Origin of the sequence: Roseovarius sp. BRH_c41 (genome assembly GCF_000961715.1) — a bacterium.
GTDB lineage: Bacteria > Pseudomonadota > Alphaproteobacteria > Rhodobacterales > Rhodobacteraceae > Roseovarius.
The window spans coordinates 36,753-53,928 of record NZ_LADY01000064.1 but is presented as its reverse complement, the minus strand read 5'-3'; the positions used below and the strand labels follow the sequence as shown (position 1 = coordinate 53,928).

At 60.2% G+C, this 17,176-nt stretch carries 17 protein-coding genes; 14 read left to right on the top strand and 3 right to left on the bottom strand.

Annotated features, from left to right (window positions below; all coding sequences use genetic code 11):
• Positions 1–12 precede the first annotated feature (12 nt).
• The 6 genes from VR71_RS25305 to ureG are packed head-to-tail and all read left to right on the top strand — an operon-like array spanning position 13 to position 3,948.
• Complete coding sequence (locus VR71_RS25305) at positions 13–171, top strand: hypothetical protein (RefSeq protein ID WP_009815926.1); 159 nt, start codon at positions 13–15, stop codon at positions 169–171.
• On the top strand, positions 168–473 hold the full coding sequence (locus VR71_RS20395) for an urease subunit beta (RefSeq protein ID WP_009815925.1): 306 nt from the start codon (positions 168–170) through the stop codon (positions 471–473). The genes VR71_RS25305 and VR71_RS20395 overlap by 4 nt, the downstream gene beginning before the upstream one ends.
• The gene (gene ureC / locus VR71_RS20390) at positions 474–2,183 is read left to right on the top strand and encodes an urease subunit alpha (RefSeq protein WP_045686346.1); all 1,710 of its coding nucleotides are present in this window, start codon (positions 474–476) and stop codon (positions 2,181–2,183) included.
• A gap of 9 nt (positions 2,184–2,192) precedes the next feature.
• Positions 2,193–2,660: an urease accessory protein UreE gene (locus VR71_RS20385; RefSeq protein WP_009815923.1), complete on the top strand. Its 468-nt coding sequence runs from the start codon at positions 2,193–2,195 to the stop codon at positions 2,658–2,660.
• 2 nt (positions 2,661–2,662) lie between these two features.
• Entirely contained in the window at positions 2,663–3,292 is a 630-nt protein-coding gene (locus VR71_RS20380; RefSeq protein WP_045686435.1) for an urease accessory UreF family protein, read from the top strand.
• Positions 3,289–3,948 carry an urease accessory protein UreG gene (gene ureG / locus VR71_RS20375; protein WP_045686345.1) on the top strand — a complete coding sequence of 220 codons (660 nt, stop codon included), beginning with the start codon at positions 3,289–3,291 and terminating at the stop codon, positions 3,946–3,948. Before VR71_RS20380 ends, ureG begins: the two co-directional genes overlap by 4 nt.
• On the opposite strand, the gene VR71_RS20370 is transcribed toward ureG, so the two are convergent.
• The gene (locus tag VR71_RS20370; protein WP_009815920.1) at positions 3,945–4,613 is read right to left on the bottom strand and encodes a TetR/AcrR family transcriptional regulator; all 669 of its coding nucleotides are present in this window, start codon (positions 4,611–4,613) and stop codon (positions 3,945–3,947) included. The genes ureG and VR71_RS20370 overlap by 4 nt on opposite strands.
• Positions 4,613–4,765 (bottom strand): hypothetical protein, encoded by a 153-nt coding sequence (locus VR71_RS25300; RefSeq protein ID WP_296430672.1) that lies wholly within the window; start codon positions 4,763–4,765, stop codon positions 4,613–4,615. The genes VR71_RS20370 and VR71_RS25300 overlap by 1 nt, the downstream gene beginning before the upstream one ends.
• Between VR71_RS25300 and VR71_RS20365 the strand changes: the two genes are divergently transcribed.
• The 7 genes from VR71_RS20365 (at position 4,757) to VR71_RS20335 (ending at position 14,155) form a co-directional block, all read left to right on the top strand.
• Positions 4,757–5,884, top strand: a complete 1,128-nt coding sequence (locus VR71_RS20365) for an efflux RND transporter periplasmic adaptor subunit (RefSeq protein WP_045686344.1) — start codon at positions 4,757–4,759, stop codon at positions 5,882–5,884. The genes VR71_RS25300 and VR71_RS20365 overlap by 9 nt on opposite strands.
• Positions 5,885–5,904: 20 nt before the next feature.
• Positions 5,905–9,009 carry an efflux RND transporter permease subunit gene (locus tag VR71_RS20360; protein ID WP_009815918.1) on the top strand — a complete coding sequence of 1,035 codons (3,105 nt, stop codon included), beginning with the start codon at positions 5,905–5,907 and terminating at the stop codon, positions 9,007–9,009.
• Positions 9,010–9,127: 118 nt separating this feature from the next.
• Entirely contained in the window at positions 9,128–10,258 is a 1,131-nt protein-coding gene (locus VR71_RS20355; protein ID WP_045686343.1) for an extracellular solute-binding protein, read from the top strand.
• Positions 10,259–10,334: 76 nt separating this feature from the next.
• A complete protein-coding gene (locus tag VR71_RS20350; protein ID WP_296430719.1) occupies positions 10,335–11,411 on the top strand; it encodes an ABC transporter ATP-binding protein in 1,077 nt (358 codons plus the stop codon).
• Positions 11,404–12,432, top strand: coding sequence for an ABC transporter permease (locus tag VR71_RS20345; protein ID WP_045686341.1), 1,029 nt, complete (start codon positions 11,404–11,406; stop codon positions 12,430–12,432). Before VR71_RS20350 ends, VR71_RS20345 begins: the two co-directional genes overlap by 8 nt.
• Complete coding sequence (locus tag VR71_RS20340; protein WP_045686340.1) at positions 12,429–13,235, top strand: ABC transporter permease; 807 nt, start codon at positions 12,429–12,431, stop codon at positions 13,233–13,235. The genes VR71_RS20345 and VR71_RS20340 overlap by 4 nt, the downstream gene beginning before the upstream one ends.
• On the top strand, positions 13,232–14,155 hold the full coding sequence (locus VR71_RS20335; protein ID WP_045686339.1) for a CehA/McbA family metallohydrolase: 924 nt from the start codon (positions 13,232–13,234) through the stop codon (positions 14,153–14,155). The genes VR71_RS20340 and VR71_RS20335 overlap by 4 nt, the downstream gene beginning before the upstream one ends.
• Before the next feature lie 7 nt (positions 14,156–14,162).
• Here the strand turns inward: VR71_RS20335 and VR71_RS20330 are convergent, their stop codons facing one another.
• On the bottom strand, positions 14,163–15,776 hold the full coding sequence (locus tag VR71_RS20330) for a choline dehydrogenase (protein WP_045686338.1): 1,614 nt from the start codon (positions 15,774–15,776) through the stop codon (positions 14,163–14,165).
• Between the two features lie 115 nt (positions 15,777–15,891).
• Here VR71_RS20330 and VR71_RS20325 point away from each other — a divergent pair, with 115 nt between their 5' ends.
• Positions 15,892–17,127 carry a TRAP transporter substrate-binding protein gene (locus VR71_RS20325; protein ID WP_009815911.1) on the top strand — a complete coding sequence of 412 codons (1,236 nt, stop codon included), beginning with the start codon at positions 15,892–15,894 and terminating at the stop codon, positions 17,125–17,127.
• Positions 17,128–17,176 lie beyond the last annotated feature (49 nt).

Here is a 17,176-nt window from a genome sequence, read left to right as displayed (position 1 = left end):
AAGGACCCGATCATGCGCTATCCCGTTGCCTTTTTCCTGCTTACCCCCACGCTGGCACTGGCTCATTCCGGCCCGCATCTGCATCCGCATGGGAGTGACGCGATGTGGTTGGGCGTGGTTGGCGCTCTTGCGGCGGCAGGGGGCTATGTGCTGGCAAAGGTGCGGAAATGATCCCCGGCGAGGTGCTGTGCGCCGAGGGTGAGATTATCCTCAACGCAGGCGTGCCAGTGACCGTGCTGATGGTCGCCAATACCGGCGACAGGCCGGTGCAGGTGGGCAGCCATTATCATTTTGCCGAGGCCAATTCCGGGCTTGCGTTCGACCGCACCGCTGCACGCGGGCAGCGGTTGGACATCCCCGCTGGCACCGCTGTTCGGTTCGAACCGGGTCAGAGCCGCGAGGTGCGGCTTATCCCATTTGGCGGCGCGCGGCGGGTGTTCGGCTTTAATCAACAGGTGATGGGAGACCTCTAGATGCCCTATGCGATCCCCCGCTCCGCCTATGCCGCCATGTATGGCCCCACCACGGGTAACCGCCTGCGGCTTGGCGATACCGACCTGATTATCGAGGTCGAGCGCGATCTGACGGCTTACGGCGAAGAGGTGAAGTTCGGTGGCGGCAAGGTGATCCGAGACGGCATGGGCCAATCCCAAGTCACCCGTGCAGGTGGTGCGATGGATACGGTGATCACCAACGCGCTCATTGTCGATCATCAGGGGATCATCAAAGCCGATGTCGGCCTTCGCGACGGTCTCATCGCCGCGATTGGCAAGGCGGGCAATCCCGATACGCAATCAGGCGTGGATATCATAATCGGACCGGGAACCGAGATCATCGCCGGAGAGGGGAGAATCCTCACCCCCGGGGGGTTTGACGCACATATCCATTTCATCTGCCCACAACAGATCGAGGACGCGCTGCATTCCGGCATCACCACCATGCTGGGCGGCGGCACTGGTCCCGCCCATGGCACGCTGGCCACCACCTGCACGCCGGGGGCGTGGCATATTGGGCGGATGCTGCAATCGCTGGATGCCTTTCCGATGAATTTCGGCCTCTCGTCCAAGGGCAACGCGAGCCAACCCGAGGCCTTGATCGAGATGGTTCACGCCGGAGCCTGTGCGATGAAACTGCACGAGGATTGGGGCACCACGCCCGGCGCTACTGATTGTTGTCTGAGTGTCGCCGACGACATGGATGTGCAGGTGATGATCCACACCGACACGCTGAATGAAAGCGGTTTTGTCGAGAACACGCTCGCTGCCATCAAGGGGCGTACGATCCATGCTTTTCACACCGAGGGTGCGGGCGGCGGGCACGCGCCCGACATCATGAAAGTGGTGGGGTATGAGCATATCCTACCCTCCTCGACCAACCCGACGATGCCCTATACCGTCAACACCATCGAAGAGCATCTCGACATGCTGATGGTCTGTCACCATCTCGACAAGGCGATCCCCGAGGATGTGGCCTTTGCTGAGAGTCGTATCCGGCGCGAAACCATCGCCGCCGAGGATATCCTGCACGACATGGGCGCGTTCTCAGTGATGGCCTCAGACAGTCAGGCGATGGGCCGCGTGGGCGAGGTGATCATCCGCACGTGGCAGACAGCCTCAAAAATGCGCAAGCAGCGCGGGCGGCTGGCCGAGGAAACCGGCGACAATGACAACATGCGGGTGAAACGCTATATCGCAAAATATACCATCAACCCCGCCATCGTGCACGGGATGAGCGCCCATATCGGAAGTGTCAGCCCCGGCAAACGCGCTGATCTGGTACTATGGAGCCCGGCGTTTTTCGGCGCGAAACCCGAGATGGTGCTGATGGGCGGTTCTATCGTGCTGGCGCAGATGGGCGATCCCAATGCCTCTATCCCCACGCCGCAGCCGGTCTATTCCCGTCCCATGTTCGGGGCCTACGGGCGATCGGTCGAACGTTCTGCGGTGTTGTTCGTGTCGCAAGCGGCGCAGGCGGACGGGATCGGCGCAGCACTTGGGCTGGCGAAATCGACCGTGGCGGTCTCGAATACCCGCAAGATCAGCAAGCGCGACATGATTCACAACAATCTGACGCCCGTGGTCGAGGTGCATCCCGAAACCTATGAGGTGCGCGCCAATGGCGAATTGCTCACCTGCGAACCGGCCTCTGAATTGCCCCTCGCACAACGCTATTTCCTGTTTTGAGGGCCCAACATGTCTGATCTGCCGATTGCCCGTCATCTGTTGCACGCCCGGCCCAAGGCAGTGACCGATACTGTCGTGCTCGATTATGAGGCGCGGTTGATGCGGCGCAGACGCTTGGTGTGCAAGGGGGGATTGGAGTTTCTGGCTGATCTGGCTGAGGTGAGCAACCTTGATGATCACTGGGGTTTTGCGCTCGACGATGGTCGCGCCGTTGGGGTTGAGGCCGCGCCCGAAGATCTAGTTGAAGTGCGCGGAGATTTGGCGCGGCTGGCTTGGCACATCGGCAACCGGCATACGCCTTGCGAAGTGGTCTCTGATCACCTTCGTATCCGCCGCGATCATGTGATCGAAGCGATGCTGTCCCAGTTGGGCGCACGGCTGCAGCCTGTGAGCGGCCCGTTTCGCCCCGAGGGTGGAGCCTATGGCAAGGGTCGCACCATGGGGCATGATCACGGCCCGCAAGATCATCATTCCTGATGCTGACGCCTGCACATCTGACGCTGATCCAGTGGCTCTCGCCCGCCTTTCCCACCGGGGCCTTTGCCTATTCGCACGGGTTGGAGCGCCAGATTTCAACCGGTGTCGTCACCGATGCGGCAAGCCTAGAGGTTTGGCTGACAAACGTCCTTCGATATGGTGCAGGCTGGCAGGATGCGGTTTTGCTGGCGCAGTCGCTCGATGGCGATAGTTCGGCGCTCGATGATCTGGCGCGCGCGCTACAGCCCTGTGCCGAACGGTTACAGGAAACCCGCGAACAAGGGGCGGCGCTCGCGCGGACGGTAGCTGGGATTACCGGGCGCGTTTTGCCGATGCGTTCGTTGCCGGTGGCACTGGGTGAGGCAGCAAAACCGTTAGACCTGCCGAAACTGGATGTCATCTCCTTATATCTGCAGGGGTTGGCCGGGAATCTTGTAACCATCGCTATTCGTCACATCCCGTTGGGGCAAACGGAAGGGCAATTGGTGCTCTCGCGACTTCTTCCGCTGATTCATGATCTCGCCCGCAGTGCTGCTGACGCGACGCTGGACGATTTAGGAGGTTGTGCGCTCGCGGGCGATCTTGCGGCGTTACAACATGAAACCCAAGACGTAAGGATATTCCGGACATGACCGAGCGTATGAACGGTCCTTTGCGCGTCGGCATCGGTGGTCCGGTGGGCGCAGGCAAGACCACACTGACCGAAGGACTGGCGCGCGCGCTGGCAAGCCGATGTTCGATGGCGGTGATCACCAATGACATTTACACCCGCGAGGATGCGGACTACCTGATGCGCGCACAAGTTCTGCCAAATGAGCGGATCAGAGGTGTAGAAACTGGAGGGTGTCCGCATACCGCGATCCGAGAGGATGCCTCTATCAATCTGGCGGCGGTGGCTGATTTGAGCGCCACCTTTCCCGATCTTGATCTGATCCTGATTGAATCGGGTGGTGACAATCTCGCGGCGACCTTCAGCCCTGAACTCGCGGACCTGACAATCTATGTGATCGACACTGCCGCCGGGCAGGACATCCCGCGTAAACGTGGACCGGGTGTGACAAAATCCGACTTGCTTGTGGTGAACAAGACTGATCTCGCGCCTTATGTGGGCGTCGATCTGGCGCTTTTGGAGGCAGACACAGCGCGCGCGCGGGGGGCACGGCCCTTTGTGTTGGCACAGTTGCACAGGGAGACCGGGATCGAGGCTGTCGTTGCGTTTATTGAGCGAGAAGGCGGATTGCAGCTTGGACCGCCTTTGACGAAGGCCCGTCACCCTCGCGCCGTTTAGAGATTGCGCGCGGGGGCCGCGACACCGTTGAGAAACACCCGTATCGCCAACCTGCGCCGCGCGGCGAACGTGTCAGGGGTGGCCAACCGTGCCGGATCAAGCAGCGATTCAAGTGGCCAAGGCCGCACCATATCCAGCAGTAACATGGCGGCCTCTCTGGTGTCCTCCAGCTTGATTTCTCCGCGTGCCACGCCCCGTTCCAGTTCACTCGTCAGAATGGACAGATCGCGCTGTATCAGGCCATCGACAAGATCGCACCCGATGTCCGGCGCGGTTGGCACCTGTGCCACAAAGGCGCGCAGAATCTCAAGCGGCAGGCCATAGCCCTGATGCCGGATGTTCTGAGATAGAACGCGATCCAGTCGGTCCGCAATTGGCAGGTCCGTTTCGCAAGCGGGCAGGGGGCGGATGAACTGGTCCGCCACTTTGTCCATATAGGACCGCAAGAGGGCCGTGCGTCCCGGAAAGATATCGTAGAGCGTGCGCTTGGACATGCCAGCCCGGTGCGCGATGACCTGCATTGTCGCCCCATCAAGTCCGCTTTCGGCATGCACTGATTCGAGTGCCGCAAAGATTGCCTCACGGCGTTCGTCACAGGAAAACGTAATCGGTCGACCGCGCCGAATATTCTCGCAGGTCTTGGTGTTCGGCGTGTTACTGTGCATCAGCCTAACTCAATTTCGCACAGGTCGCTGTGCGGGCCATCTGTGATCTTGCCATTTCCGGGTCCGTCATATTTATAAAACCCAACCGTTTTATAAATCACCCGATGCAATCGCGCCAATGCTTTATCGTGAAAGGGCTCCTGATGGCTCATCTTCCAAGGTTCATCCTTACCCTTGTGGTCTGTGCCTGTTTTGTGCCGGACTTAGTTGTGGCGCAACAGGAGCAAGGACCGACCCCCGTCACCGTTGTAACGCTCGAGCCGGAAAATGTGACCCTGACGTCGCTTTTGCCGGGGCGGGTGGCAGCCTCGGCCGAGGCCGAAGTACGTCCTCAGGTCAACGGGATCATCACCGAGCGCCTATTTGAAGAAGGTGCCGATGTGACCGAAGGTGATCCACTCTATCAGATTGATATGGCCACTTACGAAGCGGCTGTGCGGCAGGCGCAGGCAACTGTCGCACAGGCCGAGGCACAGTTGCGTTCGGCGGAGCGCGAAGCGCAGCGGTTGGTGGAGCTCCAATCCCGGAACGTAGCCAGCGAACAGGCACTGGACGAGGCGACATCGACCCGCGATGCGGCGGCTGCGGGATTGGAATTGGCCAAGGCACAGCTGAATTCGGCAGAGATCGAATTGTCTCGCACCACAATCCGCGCACGGCTCTCAGGGCGTATCGGCCTCTCTCTCACGTCGCAGGGCGCGCTTGTAACCGCAAGTCAGTCACAGCCGCTGACCGTGATCCGGAACATCAGCCCCGTTTATGTCGATGTGACGCAATCCGCGGCGGACCTCTTGCGCTGGCGACGGGGCGAGACGGAGCGTGATCTGGAGGGAGCCGATTCGACAGTGCGGCTAAAGCTGGCGGATGGTTCTGACTATAGCGAGACCGGCCAACTCAAGGCGGCTGAACCAAACGTAAATCCGCAGACCGGCGTTGTGACACTGCGAATGCAATTTGAGAATCCCGACCTCCTACTTTTGCCGGGAATGTATGTGCAGGTGGAAGTGCCCGTTGAAGTGGCCGAGGCGGTTTATCTCGTGCCACAGGAAGGGGTGATCCGCGATCGTCGTGGGCGGCCCTTGTCTTGGGTGGTCAACGGCGAAGGGGTGATCGAAGAGCGCGCGCTCAGCGTCATTCAGAACCGCGGCAATGATTGGGTTGTGGACGAGGGTTTGAATCCCGGTGATCGCATTGTTGTGGCAGGCTTTCAGAAAACTGCGCCGGGGGCAACCGTCGCGCCCGAAGAACGCAGTGCTGAGCCGCAACAGTAACCGGGCAGAGGATATACCGCATGGCTAGTTTCTTTATCGACCGCCCGGTTTTTGCCTGGGTCATTTCCATTCTCATCATGGGGATTGGGATTCTAGCGATCATGATCCTTCCGGTCGCGCAATATCCCCAGATTGCACCTCCGTCAGTCACGGTCTCGGCCACCTATCCAGGGGCCTCTGCCGATACGGTCGCCAACACGGTGACACAGGTTATCGAGCAGCAGATGACCGGACTGGACGGTTTGCGTTACTTCTCGTCTCGCTCGACCTCGGCCGGTAGTGCTGAGGTAACTCTGACGTTTGAGACAGGCACCGATGCGGATATCGCGCAGGTGCAAGTGCAGAACAAGCTAGGACAGGCTACGCCACTCTTGCCTGAGATCGTGCAACGGCAGGGAATCACGGTCGAGAAATCCTCGGCTGGGTTCCTGATGGTGGTCGGTATGATCTCCACCGACGGCAGTCTCGAACAGGTTGATCTGTCGGATTATATGGTGACCAATCTGGTCGACGAGCTAAGCCGGATTGAAGGCGTCGGTTCGGTCAATGTGTTCGGCGCGCAATATGCAATGCGGATTTGGCTCGATCCATCCAAGCTGGCGGGTTTTGGCCTGACACCGTCGGATGTTGTGGCGTCCGTTTCCGCCCAGAATGCGCAGATTTCTGCGGGTTCCTTTGGGGCGCGCCCTGCTGTAGAGGGCCAGCAACTCAACGCCACGATCACCGCACAATCGCTGCTCAGCACGCCCGAGGACTTTCGCCAGATCGTTCTCAGGGCGGAAACCGATGGTGGTCTGGTGCTGCTGGACGATGTGGCAACGGTTGAGATCGGGGCAGAGAACTATGCCACAACGGCGCGGTTCAACACCGATCCGGCGGCGGGGATGGCGATCACCTTGGCACCGGGCGCTAACGCGCTCGACACGGCCCGTGCGATCAAGGAGCGCATGGTCGAATTCTCACGCTTCTTTCCCGAGGGTGTCGATTACGTAATCCCCTATGACACCACGCCCTTTGTCGAGATTTCCATCAAGGAAGTGGTCAAAACGCTGTTCGAAGCGATCGGCCTCGTGTTCCTCGTGATGTTCCTTTTCCTGCAGAACCTGCGCGCCACGCTCATTCCGACTCTTGCGGTGCCGGTCGTCCTGTTGGGCACCTTCGGGGTGCTCGCGGCGGCGGGGTTCTCGATCAACACGCTGACGATGCTGGCGATGGTTCTGGCGATTGGTCTCTTGGTCGATGACGCGATCGTCGTCGTGGAAAACGTCGAGCGCATCATGGAGGAAGAGGGCTTGGGCCCGCGCGAGGCCACGCATAAATCCATGGGCCAGATCACCGGCGCGCTGGTGGGCATCGCGATGGTGCTCTCGGCGGTGTTCGTGCCGATGGCGTTCTTTCCCGGTTCCACGGGGGTGATCTATCAGCAATTCGCAATCACCATCGTATCCGCCATGGCGCTGTCTGTGGTGGTGGCGATCACGCTCACGCCCGCGCTCTGCGCCTCCTTGCTCAAGGCCAAGAGCCACGCACCAAAGCGCGGACCGTTTGCGTGGTTCAACACGGGCTTTGGCAAGCTCACGAATGGCTACGGTGGCACGGTGGGCTGGTCGGTGCGCCGCCCGGTGCGGGTGTTCGTCGTCTATCTGGCACTGGCACTGGGCATGGCGCTGATGTTTCTGCGCACGCCCACCGGGTTTCTGCCGGAAGAGGATCAGGGCATCCTCTTTACCCTCATCCAGACCCCCACCGGATCAAGCGCCGAGCGCACGCTCGAGGTCGTCAAACAGGTCGAGGATTACTATCTAAAACAAGAAACAGACGTCGTGAATTCCATGTTCGGAGTGGTCGGCTTCAGTTTCTCTGGTAACGGGCAGAACATGGGTCTGGCCTTTGTCCAGCTCAAGGACTGGGAAGAGCGTACAGAACCGAACCAGAGTGTGCAGGCTCTTGCGGGGCGGGCCTTTGGCGCCTTCAGTCAGATACGTGATGCGATGGTGTTTCCGGTCGTACCGCCCTCGGTGATCGAGTTGGGCAACGTTTCGGGGTTCGATTTCTATCTGCAAGCGCGTGGCGGTCAAAGCCATGCTGATCTGATGGCGGCGCGCAACCAGTTGCTGGGCATGGCGGCGCAGAGTGAATTGATCGCATCCGCCCGTCCAAACGGACTTGAGGATGCGGCACAGTTCAACCTTGATATCGACTGGCGCAAGGCTGGGGCGATGGGTCTGACCCCCAGTGACGTCGGGGAGTTGCTTCAGGTCGCTTGGGCAGGCACCTACGTGAACGATTTTCTGGATCAGGGCCGAATCAAACGAGTCTATGTGCAGGGTGAGGCGGAGGCGCGCGCGCAGCCGTCGGATATCGAAAAATGGCGCGTTCGTAATGCAAGCGGCGGGTTGGTGCCGTTCTCGAACTTCTCCGAAGGGGCATGGGATTACGGTGCGCAGGGCCTCTATCGCTACAATGGCATCCCGTCTGTGCAACTGCAGGGCTCACCTGCTGCGGGGGTGTCGACTGGCGAGGCGATGGCCGAGATGGAGCGTTTAGTCGCGCAGCTGGGGGCGGAGTTTGAACTGGCTTGGACAGGTCTATCCCTTGAGGAACGCGACTCCGGCAATCAGGCCCCCTTGCTCTACGCGCTTTCTTTGGCGGCGGTGTTCCTATCGCTGGCGGCGCTTTATGAGAGTTGGTCTATCCCCTTCGCCGTCATGCTGGCCATGCCCATCGGGATTGTCGGTGCTTTGACCGGCGCGTGGATTGGCGGGTTCGAGAATGGCGTGTTCTTTCAGGTGGGCCTGTTGACCGTGGTGGGCCTGACGGGCAAGAACGCGATTCTGATCGTAGAATTCGCCCGGGAACGCTATGAGGCGGGCGAGACCATTCTGGAAGCGGTGATCGAGGCCGCGCGTCAGAGGTTCCGTCCCATCATCATGACCTCGATGGCGTTCTCTCTTGGGGTTCTGCCGCTGGTGCTGAGTTCTGGCGCAGGGTCCGGCGGGCGCAATGCCATTGGGTCTGGCGTTCTGAGCGGGACAATCTCTGGCACGGTGCTGGGCGTGGTCTTTGTGCCGCTCTTCTTTGTGATCGTGACGCGCCTCTTTGGCCAGGCCAAGCCGCGCGATTGATGCAGCATAGTTCCCGGCAAGAGCCGGGGACTGTCACACGAGTGTTGCCTTCGCATTCTAAAGGCCTGAGCAACCCGGCTCGTTGAGAGCCGGAGTTGATCAAACTCAGGAGCCAAGAATGACCCATCCTCTCCACACCATGTCCCGTCGTGCCGTGCTGGCAACCGGTGCCGCCGCACTGGCGACGCCGCTGGTCGCGCGCCGCGCGCTTGCCTCTTCCGGCGAGGTCAATGTTTTTGCCTGGGGTGATTATTTTCAGAACGGCGAGATCCCCGACGCCTTTACCAAGGCCACCGGCATCAAGGTGAATGTCTCGACCTATGGCTCGAACGAAGAGGCCGCCTCAAAGTTGCGCGCGTCGGGCGGCAAGGGTTTTGACATCCTTTTCCCTTCGGTCGACACCCGCCCCAATTATGACGAAGGCAACCTCTTGGCTGAGATCGACGAATCGAAGCTCAAGGTGGACCTCATCGAGCCTGCTCTGTGGCGTTCGTCCCTGGAACTGGGGGCCGCGCATCGCGGCAAGCGCTATCTGGTGCCGTTCGATTGGGGCACTGAGGGCATCACCTGGGATTCGAGCGCCGTCGATGTGGCTCCTGCCGATCTGTCCTACGCGCACCTCTGGGCCGATGGGATGAATGGCAAGGTTGCCATGCGCCAGAAATCGGTGCTGATCACCCTTGCGATCTATCTCGACTCGATTGGCGAAGTCCCGTCGAACCGCGCCATGGACCTCTACAAAACCGAGGAAGACACGCGCCGCATCTTTGATGCCTGCGTGGCCTTTGCCGCCAAGAACAAGGCCAATATCGGCGCTTACTGGAACAACGCCACCGAGGCCACTGGTGCCTTTACCGACGCGGGCTGCTCCATCGGTCAGACATGGGATACGACCGGCATCAAGCTGCATATGGATGTGGACCCCAAGTGGCGCTATGCCGCCCCGAAAGAGGGCGCTTTGGCATGGATGGACACTGCCGCGATCCCCTCGGGCGCAGAGAATGTCGATCAGGCCTATGAGTTCCTCAACTTCCTGATGAGCCCGGAAATCGGCGGCATGTTCGCCAATGCCACCGGATATAATTCGGCGGCTGTGGGCGCATCGGCGCATCTGAGCGACGCCAACAAAGAGGCGTTCGCCTTTGCCTATCAGAATGGTGCCATCGAAAACCTGTGGTGGTGGCCGATGTTCACGCCGTGGTTCTCGGCGGTGCGCGAAGAGTATTCCGAAAAGCTGACCAACGCCTAAACCGACAAAGTGGCGCGGGGAGATGTCCCCGCGCCCATTTCATGGAAAGACCCCAATGACAGTTTCCGCTCGCGGCATGGAGATCACCCTATCCGCCGCCGCTGTGCGCTTTGCCGGGTTTCAGGCCGTGCACCCCACGGACCTGACTATTCGCGCGGGCGAGTTTTTCTCGATCCTTGGCCCTTCAGGCTGTGGCACGACCACGATCCTGCGCCTCGTGTCGGGCTTTTTGGAGCCGTCCGAAGGCGGCGTGCAGATCGGCGGTATGCCGATGGCGGGCATCTCGCCCTCGGATCGCCCCACCGCGCTGATCTTCCAGAACCTCGCCCTGTTCCCGCTGATGCCAGTTTGGGAGAATGTGGCCTTTGGCCTAGAGATGCGCGGTTGGAGCAAGGCCAAGCGCCGCGCGCGCGCACTTGAACTGCTCAAGATGGTGGCGCTGGACGAGCAAGCCGACAAACTGCCCTCGGAATTGTCTGGGGGGCAGCGTCAGCGCGTGGCGATTGCCCGCGCTCTGGCTGTTGAACCGGCGGTTCTGCTGCTGGACGAGCCGCTCTCGGCGCTTGATCTCAAGCTGCGGCAACATATGCGCGCCGAACTCAAGCAGTTGCAGCGCGAGACCGGCATCACCTTTGTCTATATCACCCATGATCAGGGCGAGGCGCTGACCATGTCCGACCGCGTGGCGGTGATGAATGCCGGACGGCTGGTGCAACTGGGTACAGCGGATGACCTCTATCACCGGCCCGCCAATGCCTTTGTCGCGACCTTCGTGGGCGAAACCAACCGCCTGACAGGGCGGATTGAGGCGGTGGACGGTCAGAGTGCCCGCATCGCCACGCCTGAAGGGGTCTTTGTTGCAGTCAATACAGCAGGTCTGAGCGTTGGAGAGCAGGCGTTTCTCTTTTTGCGGCCCGAACGACTGCATGTGCTGGAGGCGGGCGAAACTCTGGCCAATAGCCTGACCGGACATCTCGTGCGTCGTGATATGGAAGGGGCGTTTTCCACGCTGGTGATCGACACGGGCCAGAGCCAACTCACAGTGCACCGGGTCAATGGCGGTGGGCCAGCCGTGCCCGATGGGCCCCTACGGCTCGGGTTTTCGCGAGAGGCCGGGGTTATCCTGCCCTTGAGTGAGACCGCCAATGACTAAATTGCGCCGCGCCTTTGGGGCACCCCTGTCGGCACTTATTGTCTTTCTTGCGGGGATTTGGATTCTGGGCCTCATTGCCGCGCCGCAGATCATCATGATCGAGCAGTCTTTCTGGACCATGCAGCGTCCCGAAGGGGCCGCCGAACTGTCGGTCAAAATTGACGCCCTCTACAATCGCCTTGATGTGCTGGCACTGGATCACGCAGCCGCACCGGATGAAGCCGCCCGTGCCGCCGTTGATGCCGAGCGTGATGCGGTGCAGACCGAAATCAAGGCGCTTGAGGTCGAGGAAAGCACGCCCGTCAAGACATGGACCCTGTCCAACTACGGACAGATGGGTAAGGCGCATCTGGCAATTTTCGCCAAGACGATCCTCGCCTCGTTGGCCGTGACGGCCATTGCCTTTGTCGTCTGTTATCCCATCGCCTTTGCCATCGCCAAACTAGAGCCGCCGCGCCGCGCCGCGATGATCATGCTGGCGCTCGTCATCCCCTATGCGATCAACGAATTGCTGCGGGTCTTTGCCTGGCAGATGATCCTGAATTATGGCGGGCCACTCAATGCCGCACTGGGGCTGGTGGGAATTGGCCCTGTGCCCTTTCTCGAAAGCGGAACGGGCGTCTTTGTCGCCATGGTCTATGCCTATATCCTCTTCATGGTTTTTCCGCTCTACAATGTGCTTGAGACCTTGGATACGAACCAAATTGAGGCGGCGCGGGATCTGGGGGCCGGAACGATCCAGATCCATCGCCGCGTGGTCCTGCCCCATGCGCGCCCCGGCATCGCGGTCGGCTGTATCATGACCTTCATGCTGTCGGCGGGGTCTTATGCGGTGCCCTATATCATGACGCGCGGCACTGCTGATCCGTGGTTCACGCAACTGGTTTACAACCGCTTCTTTCAGGCGACCAACTGGAATGTCGGGGCGGCCTATGCGCTCAGCTTGCTGGTGGTCTGCACCGGGTTCATTTTCCTGATGATGCGCCTGCTCAAAGTACGGTTGAGGGATATCGCCAAATGAGCGGGCAGGGCAGCGGGCTGATCCTCCGCCTCTATATGGCGGTGTTCTTTGTCTATATGTTCCTGCCGCTCGGGATCATGGTGGCGGCGGGTTTCAATGCCTATTCGCCGCCCTCGGTCACGGTCTGGCAGGGCTTTACCCTGCAATGGTTTGGTGAACTCTGGGCCGATCAGCGGATGTGGTCGGGTTTGCGCAATTCGCTGATTATCGCAGGCGCGGTGATCGCGCTCGCCCTGCCGATGGGATTGGCGGGCGCGCTTTTGCTGGGGCGGTTGGGCGCGCGGGCGGCAGGGCTGCTCTACACCGTCATGGTCTCACCTTTGCTGACACCGGGCATTATTCTGGGCATTTCCACCGTGATCTTCTGGCGTAATTTCGAGGTCGCAGGGGGGCTGTTCACCGCGATCCTTGCGCAGACCACCTTTGTTGCCTCATACGCGATGCTGATGTTCATGGCCCGTCTGCAACGACAAGATGCGACCCTGGAAGAGGCGGCGCGCGATCTGGGGGCCACGCCCTTGCAGGCCTTTCGCCGGATCACCCTGCCATTTCTGCGCCCGACCATCGTCACGGCGGCAGTGATTGCCTTTCTCCAGAGCTTTGAGAATTACAACACAACCATGTTCGCGATTGGTGGGCAACATACCCTGGTCACGGAAATCGGATCGCGAATGCGTTTTGGTCTCTCGCCGGTGGTCAATGTCATCGGTATCTTCTTCATCATCGCCACGATCACCTGTGCGGTGGTCTGGGCGATCCTCAAAGAGCGTGAACGCCGCGCTGCAAATGGAGTTTCGGCATGATGGACACTTTCAACGCCCCCGGCCGGTTCTGGCGCGGCAATCTGCACACCCATTCGGACCGCTCGGATGGGGTTTTGCCCCCCGAGGAGGTCTGTCGCCGCTACGCCGCCGAGGGCTATGATTTCATAGCGCTGACCGATCATTTCGTTGGGCGCTATGGCTATCCGATCACCGATACCCGACCCTATCGCAGCAATCGCTTTTCCACCCTGCTTGGGGCGGAGCTGCACTCCGGCGCTCTGGCCAACGGCGAACTGTGGCACATTCTGGCGGTTGGCCTGCCCGATGCGTTCACCCCGTCCAATTCGCCCGAGTTCAAGCCGGTCCCGGATCAGGAAACTGGCCCCGAGATTGCCGCGCGCGCGGTGGCCGCCGGGGCGTTTGTTGCGGTGGCGCATCCGCAATGGTCGGGGTTGACGCTGGCGGATGCGCGCAGTCTGACGGCGGCGCATGCTGTCGAAATCTACAACCACGGCTGTCATATGGGCTGTGATCGCGGCGACGGGTTCGGCATTGCTGACCTCTTGCTCAGCGAAGGGCGGCGACTGAGCTTGATTGCCACCGATGACGCGCATTTTTCCGAGCCGGATCATTTCGGCGGTTGGGTTATGGTCAAGGCCGAGGAGAACAGCCCGGAGGCACTACTCGAGGCGCTCAAGGCGGGGCTCTTCTATTCCAGCCAAGGGCCGGAAATTCGCGCGCTCCACGTAGAGGAGACCGCAATCGAGGTGGAATGCTCTGCCGCGTCGGCTGTGATGGTTCTGGGCCATGGATCGGCAGGTGTGGCAGTGCATGGCCACTCGATGACCCGCGCGCGTGTTACCTTTGATCATCGCTGCGCCGCCTCACCGTGGCTGCGGGTCACGGTGGTGGATGCGTCCGGCAAGCGCGCATGGTCCAACCCAATCTGGAAGCGCTGAGCCGCGCTCAGCCCAAAGCGCGGTCCGCAAGGATCATGTCCGAGGCTTTCTCGCCGATCATGATGGCGGGGGCGTTCGTATTGCCCGAGACGATTTCGGGCATGATTGAGCAATCTGCCACGCGCAGCCCGTCAATGCCATGCACCCGGAGCCGTGCATCGACCACGGTATCCGGTCCCTGTCCCATCTTGCAGGTGCCGGTTGGGTGATAGATGGTGGTCGAATACCGCCTTGCCCAGTCAAGCGTGCCCTCGTAATCCTCTAGATCAAGCGTGCGGTCGGGGCGGAATTCTTCCGAAATCTTGGAGGTGAGAGGTGCGCATCGAGCTATGCGGCGGGCGATTTTGATCCCTTCCACGATGGTTCGGCAATCGGTTTCAGTGGAAAGATAATTCGGGTGGATCTTGGGGTAGTGACTCGGGTCGGCAGAGGCGAGTCGTATCTCGCCTCTACTCTCGGGCCGTAATTGACAGACCGACATCGTGAAGGCTGAGAATGGATGCACCCCCTCGCCGGGACTGTCGGCGGACCATGGCTGAACGTGGAACTGAATATCCGGTGTCTCGACATGGTCGCCCGTACGCATAAAGCCGGTGGCGAGGCTTGCGGCCATGGCCATGGGACCAGCGCGAAAGAGGGCGTATTTCAGAGCAATTCGCGCCTGATTGGTCAGGCTGCGCACCTCGTCGTTCAAGGTGGGTTCGTTGCATTTGAAGACCAGCCGCGCCTGCAGATGGTCCTGCATATTGCGGCCCACGGCGGGCAGATCATGGCGCACTTCAATACCATTATCGTGCAAATGAGCCGCTTCGCCCAACCCCGACAGCATCAAAAGCTGCGGTGATCCGATCGCCCCCGAGGACAAAATCACCTCGGCGTGCGCTTTGGCCACATGTTCGCGTCCGGCGCGGTCACGGTAGGCCACACCTATTGCGCGTCTGCCGTCAAAGAGGATGCGGCTGGCCTGAGCATGAGTGACGATGGTCAGGTTCGACCGCTTGCGGGCTGGGTTGAGAAAGGCCACGGCGGCAGAGCAACGCCGTCCGTTGCGCGTGGTCAACTGGAAATAGCCGACCCCTTCTTGCTTGGCCCCATTGTAATCTGGGTTGAACGGATAGCCAGCCTCTTGGGCTGCCGCCACCCATGCGTCACATATGGGCCTTTGCAAGCGCATATTGGACACCCAAAGCGTGCCTTGATCGCCGTGATAGTCATCAGCACCGCGCTCCTGACGTTCTGACCGTTTGAAGAGAGGCAACACATCGTCCCATCCCCAACCGGGATTGCCCATCTGCGCCCAGCGGTCGTAATCCTGCGGTTGACCACGCACATAGAGCAGCCCGTTGAGCGAGGACGACCCACCCAGAACCTTGCCGCGCGGCCAATCCAGCGCACGGCCGTTCAGGCCGGGATCTGGCTCTGTCCGATAACACCAATCCACGCTCGGATTGTGCATCGTCTTGAAATATCCGACCGGAATATGGATCCACGGGTTCCAGTCGCGCCCGCCAGCCTCAAGCAGAACCACCTTGATCGTGGGGTCTGCAGAGAGACGATTCGCCAGAACGCATCCAGCAGAACCGGCGCCGATGATCACGTAATCCGCTGAAATCTCCGACATTCCTGCCTACCCTCCTCAATCCTGACGCGAGGAAAAAATTATCCTTGCCAGATCAAGGATAATTCGATCATTATTGAGACTGCAAGTATCAAAAATGCAAAATAGGGAGGAGACCATGAAAGTATCGAAAGCCCTGAGCGAGATTTCTCGCCGGGATTTGTTCCGTCTGTCAGGTCAGTTCGGCCTGTCATCCGTGGTGTTGGGCGCGGGCGCTCTGACTGGGGCGGTCTCGCTCCCGTCTTTGGCGCGTGCCGCCGAGAGCACCTATGACAAGCGGTTCGGGAAAGAACCCAAACATACGCTGAAACTGGGAGCCTCAGGCTTCAACGCGCGCAACCTGCTGATCGAGCGTGCTGGCGTTCTGGAATTCGCCCGCGATCTGGAGGAGCGGACCGACGGCGAAATTCGCGTTGAATTCATTGGCGACAACCAGATCTGCGGTCAGCTCAACTGTGTTGAAAAAACCCAGTTGGGGGTCGTCGACATGTATGCGGCCTCGACCCAAAATTCTGCCGGTGGCGCGCCCTATCTCAATGTGCTGGATTATGCCTATATGTTCCCCAGCCGTGCCGCACAGTATCATTTCCTCTACAGCCCCGCCTCGCAGAAAATCCTACGCGAGCCTTTGGAGCAACGGCATGGCCTGAAATTCCTGTTTTCGCATTGCGAACTCCGCGGTCTGCAGATGGGTCAATCCTTTGCTCAAAAGCCAACAGTGACCAAGATTGAAGAGTTGTTCGGCACCAAGAACCGCGTCACTGGCACACAGTTGGGGCGCATCGCCATGCAGCTTCTCAATCTCAATCCGGTGCCGGTGGCCTGGGAAGAGACGCTTGATGGTCTCAAGCAGGGTTTGATCGACGGTGCTGAGACATGGGCCTCTGCTGTGGCCTATGCCAATATGTCGCCAGTGGTCAGCCAGTCTGTTGATCTCAAGTTCTTCTGTGGCACCGAGCATACCTCGATGTCGGCCAAAGTCTTCGACGCGATGGAGGGGCATTTACAGGATGCGATCATGGAATCCGCCTATCTGGCGCAGGTCCATGTGCAGGCCGCCAATGAGGCGGCGCTGGTCAAGACCGTCGGGTTCTCTGATCCGCAACTGCCCGGTACTATTTTTGCCGAGAACAACGTGCGCCCGGCCTTTCTTGCGGATGACCAGATCAAGATCGCCGAGGAAATGTGCTCGCCAGAGTTCAACCCCGAGCCTTGGGCGCAGTGGCGTGAGCGGCTCAATGGCTGGTCAGGTGGCATCGATACCTATCAGGCGATTTATGACGTGGCGCGGGAAATCCCGGTGGATACTCTGCCCGAAAACGTCGAACCGCGCCGGTGGTGGCGGTCGGCCTGAGCCTTTGACACAGGAACCGGGCTGCCCTCCGGGTGGCCCGGGCGACAAC

Coding starts and splice junctions, on each gene's coding strand:
- VR71_RS25305 (WP_009815926.1), top strand. CDS start 13: ATGCGCTATCCCGTTGCCTTTTTCCTGCTTACCCCCACGCTGGCACTG.
- VR71_RS20395 (WP_009815925.1), top strand. CDS start 168: ATGATCCCCGGCGAGGTGCTGTGCGCCGAGGGTGAGATTATCCTCAAC.
- ureC (WP_045686346.1), top strand. CDS start 474: ATGCCCTATGCGATCCCCCGCTCCGCCTATGCCGCCATGTATGGCCCC.
- VR71_RS20385 (WP_009815923.1), top strand. CDS start 2,193: ATGTCTGATCTGCCGATTGCCCGTCATCTGTTGCACGCCCGGCCCAAG.
- ureG (WP_045686345.1), top strand. CDS start 3,289: ATGACCGAGCGTATGAACGGTCCTTTGCGCGTCGGCATCGGTGGTCCG.
- VR71_RS20370 (WP_009815920.1), bottom strand. CDS start 4,613: ATGCACAGTAACACGCCGAACACCAAGACCTGCGAGAATATTCGGCGC.
- VR71_RS20365 (WP_045686344.1), top strand. CDS start 4,757: ATGGCTCATCTTCCAAGGTTCATCCTTACCCTTGTGGTCTGTGCCTGT.
- VR71_RS25300 (WP_296430672.1), bottom strand. CDS start 4,765: ATGAGCCATCAGGAGCCCTTTCACGATAAAGCATTGGCGCGATTGCAT.
- VR71_RS20360 (WP_009815918.1), top strand. CDS start 5,905: ATGGCTAGTTTCTTTATCGACCGCCCGGTTTTTGCCTGGGTCATTTCC.
- VR71_RS20355 (WP_045686343.1), top strand. CDS start 9,128: ATGACCCATCCTCTCCACACCATGTCCCGTCGTGCCGTGCTGGCAACC.
- VR71_RS20350 (WP_296430719.1), top strand. CDS start 10,335: ATGGAGATCACCCTATCCGCCGCCGCTGTGCGCTTTGCCGGGTTTCAG.
- VR71_RS20345 (WP_045686341.1), top strand. CDS start 11,404: ATGACTAAATTGCGCCGCGCCTTTGGGGCACCCCTGTCGGCACTTATT.
- VR71_RS20340 (WP_045686340.1), top strand. CDS start 12,429: ATGAGCGGGCAGGGCAGCGGGCTGATCCTCCGCCTCTATATGGCGGTG.
- VR71_RS20335 (WP_045686339.1), top strand. CDS start 13,232: ATGATGGACACTTTCAACGCCCCCGGCCGGTTCTGGCGCGGCAATCTG.
- VR71_RS20330 (WP_045686338.1), bottom strand. CDS start 15,776: ATGTCGGAGATTTCAGCGGATTACGTGATCATCGGCGCCGGTTCTGCT.
- VR71_RS20325 (WP_009815911.1), top strand. CDS start 15,892: ATGAAAGTATCGAAAGCCCTGAGCGAGATTTCTCGCCGGGATTTGTTC.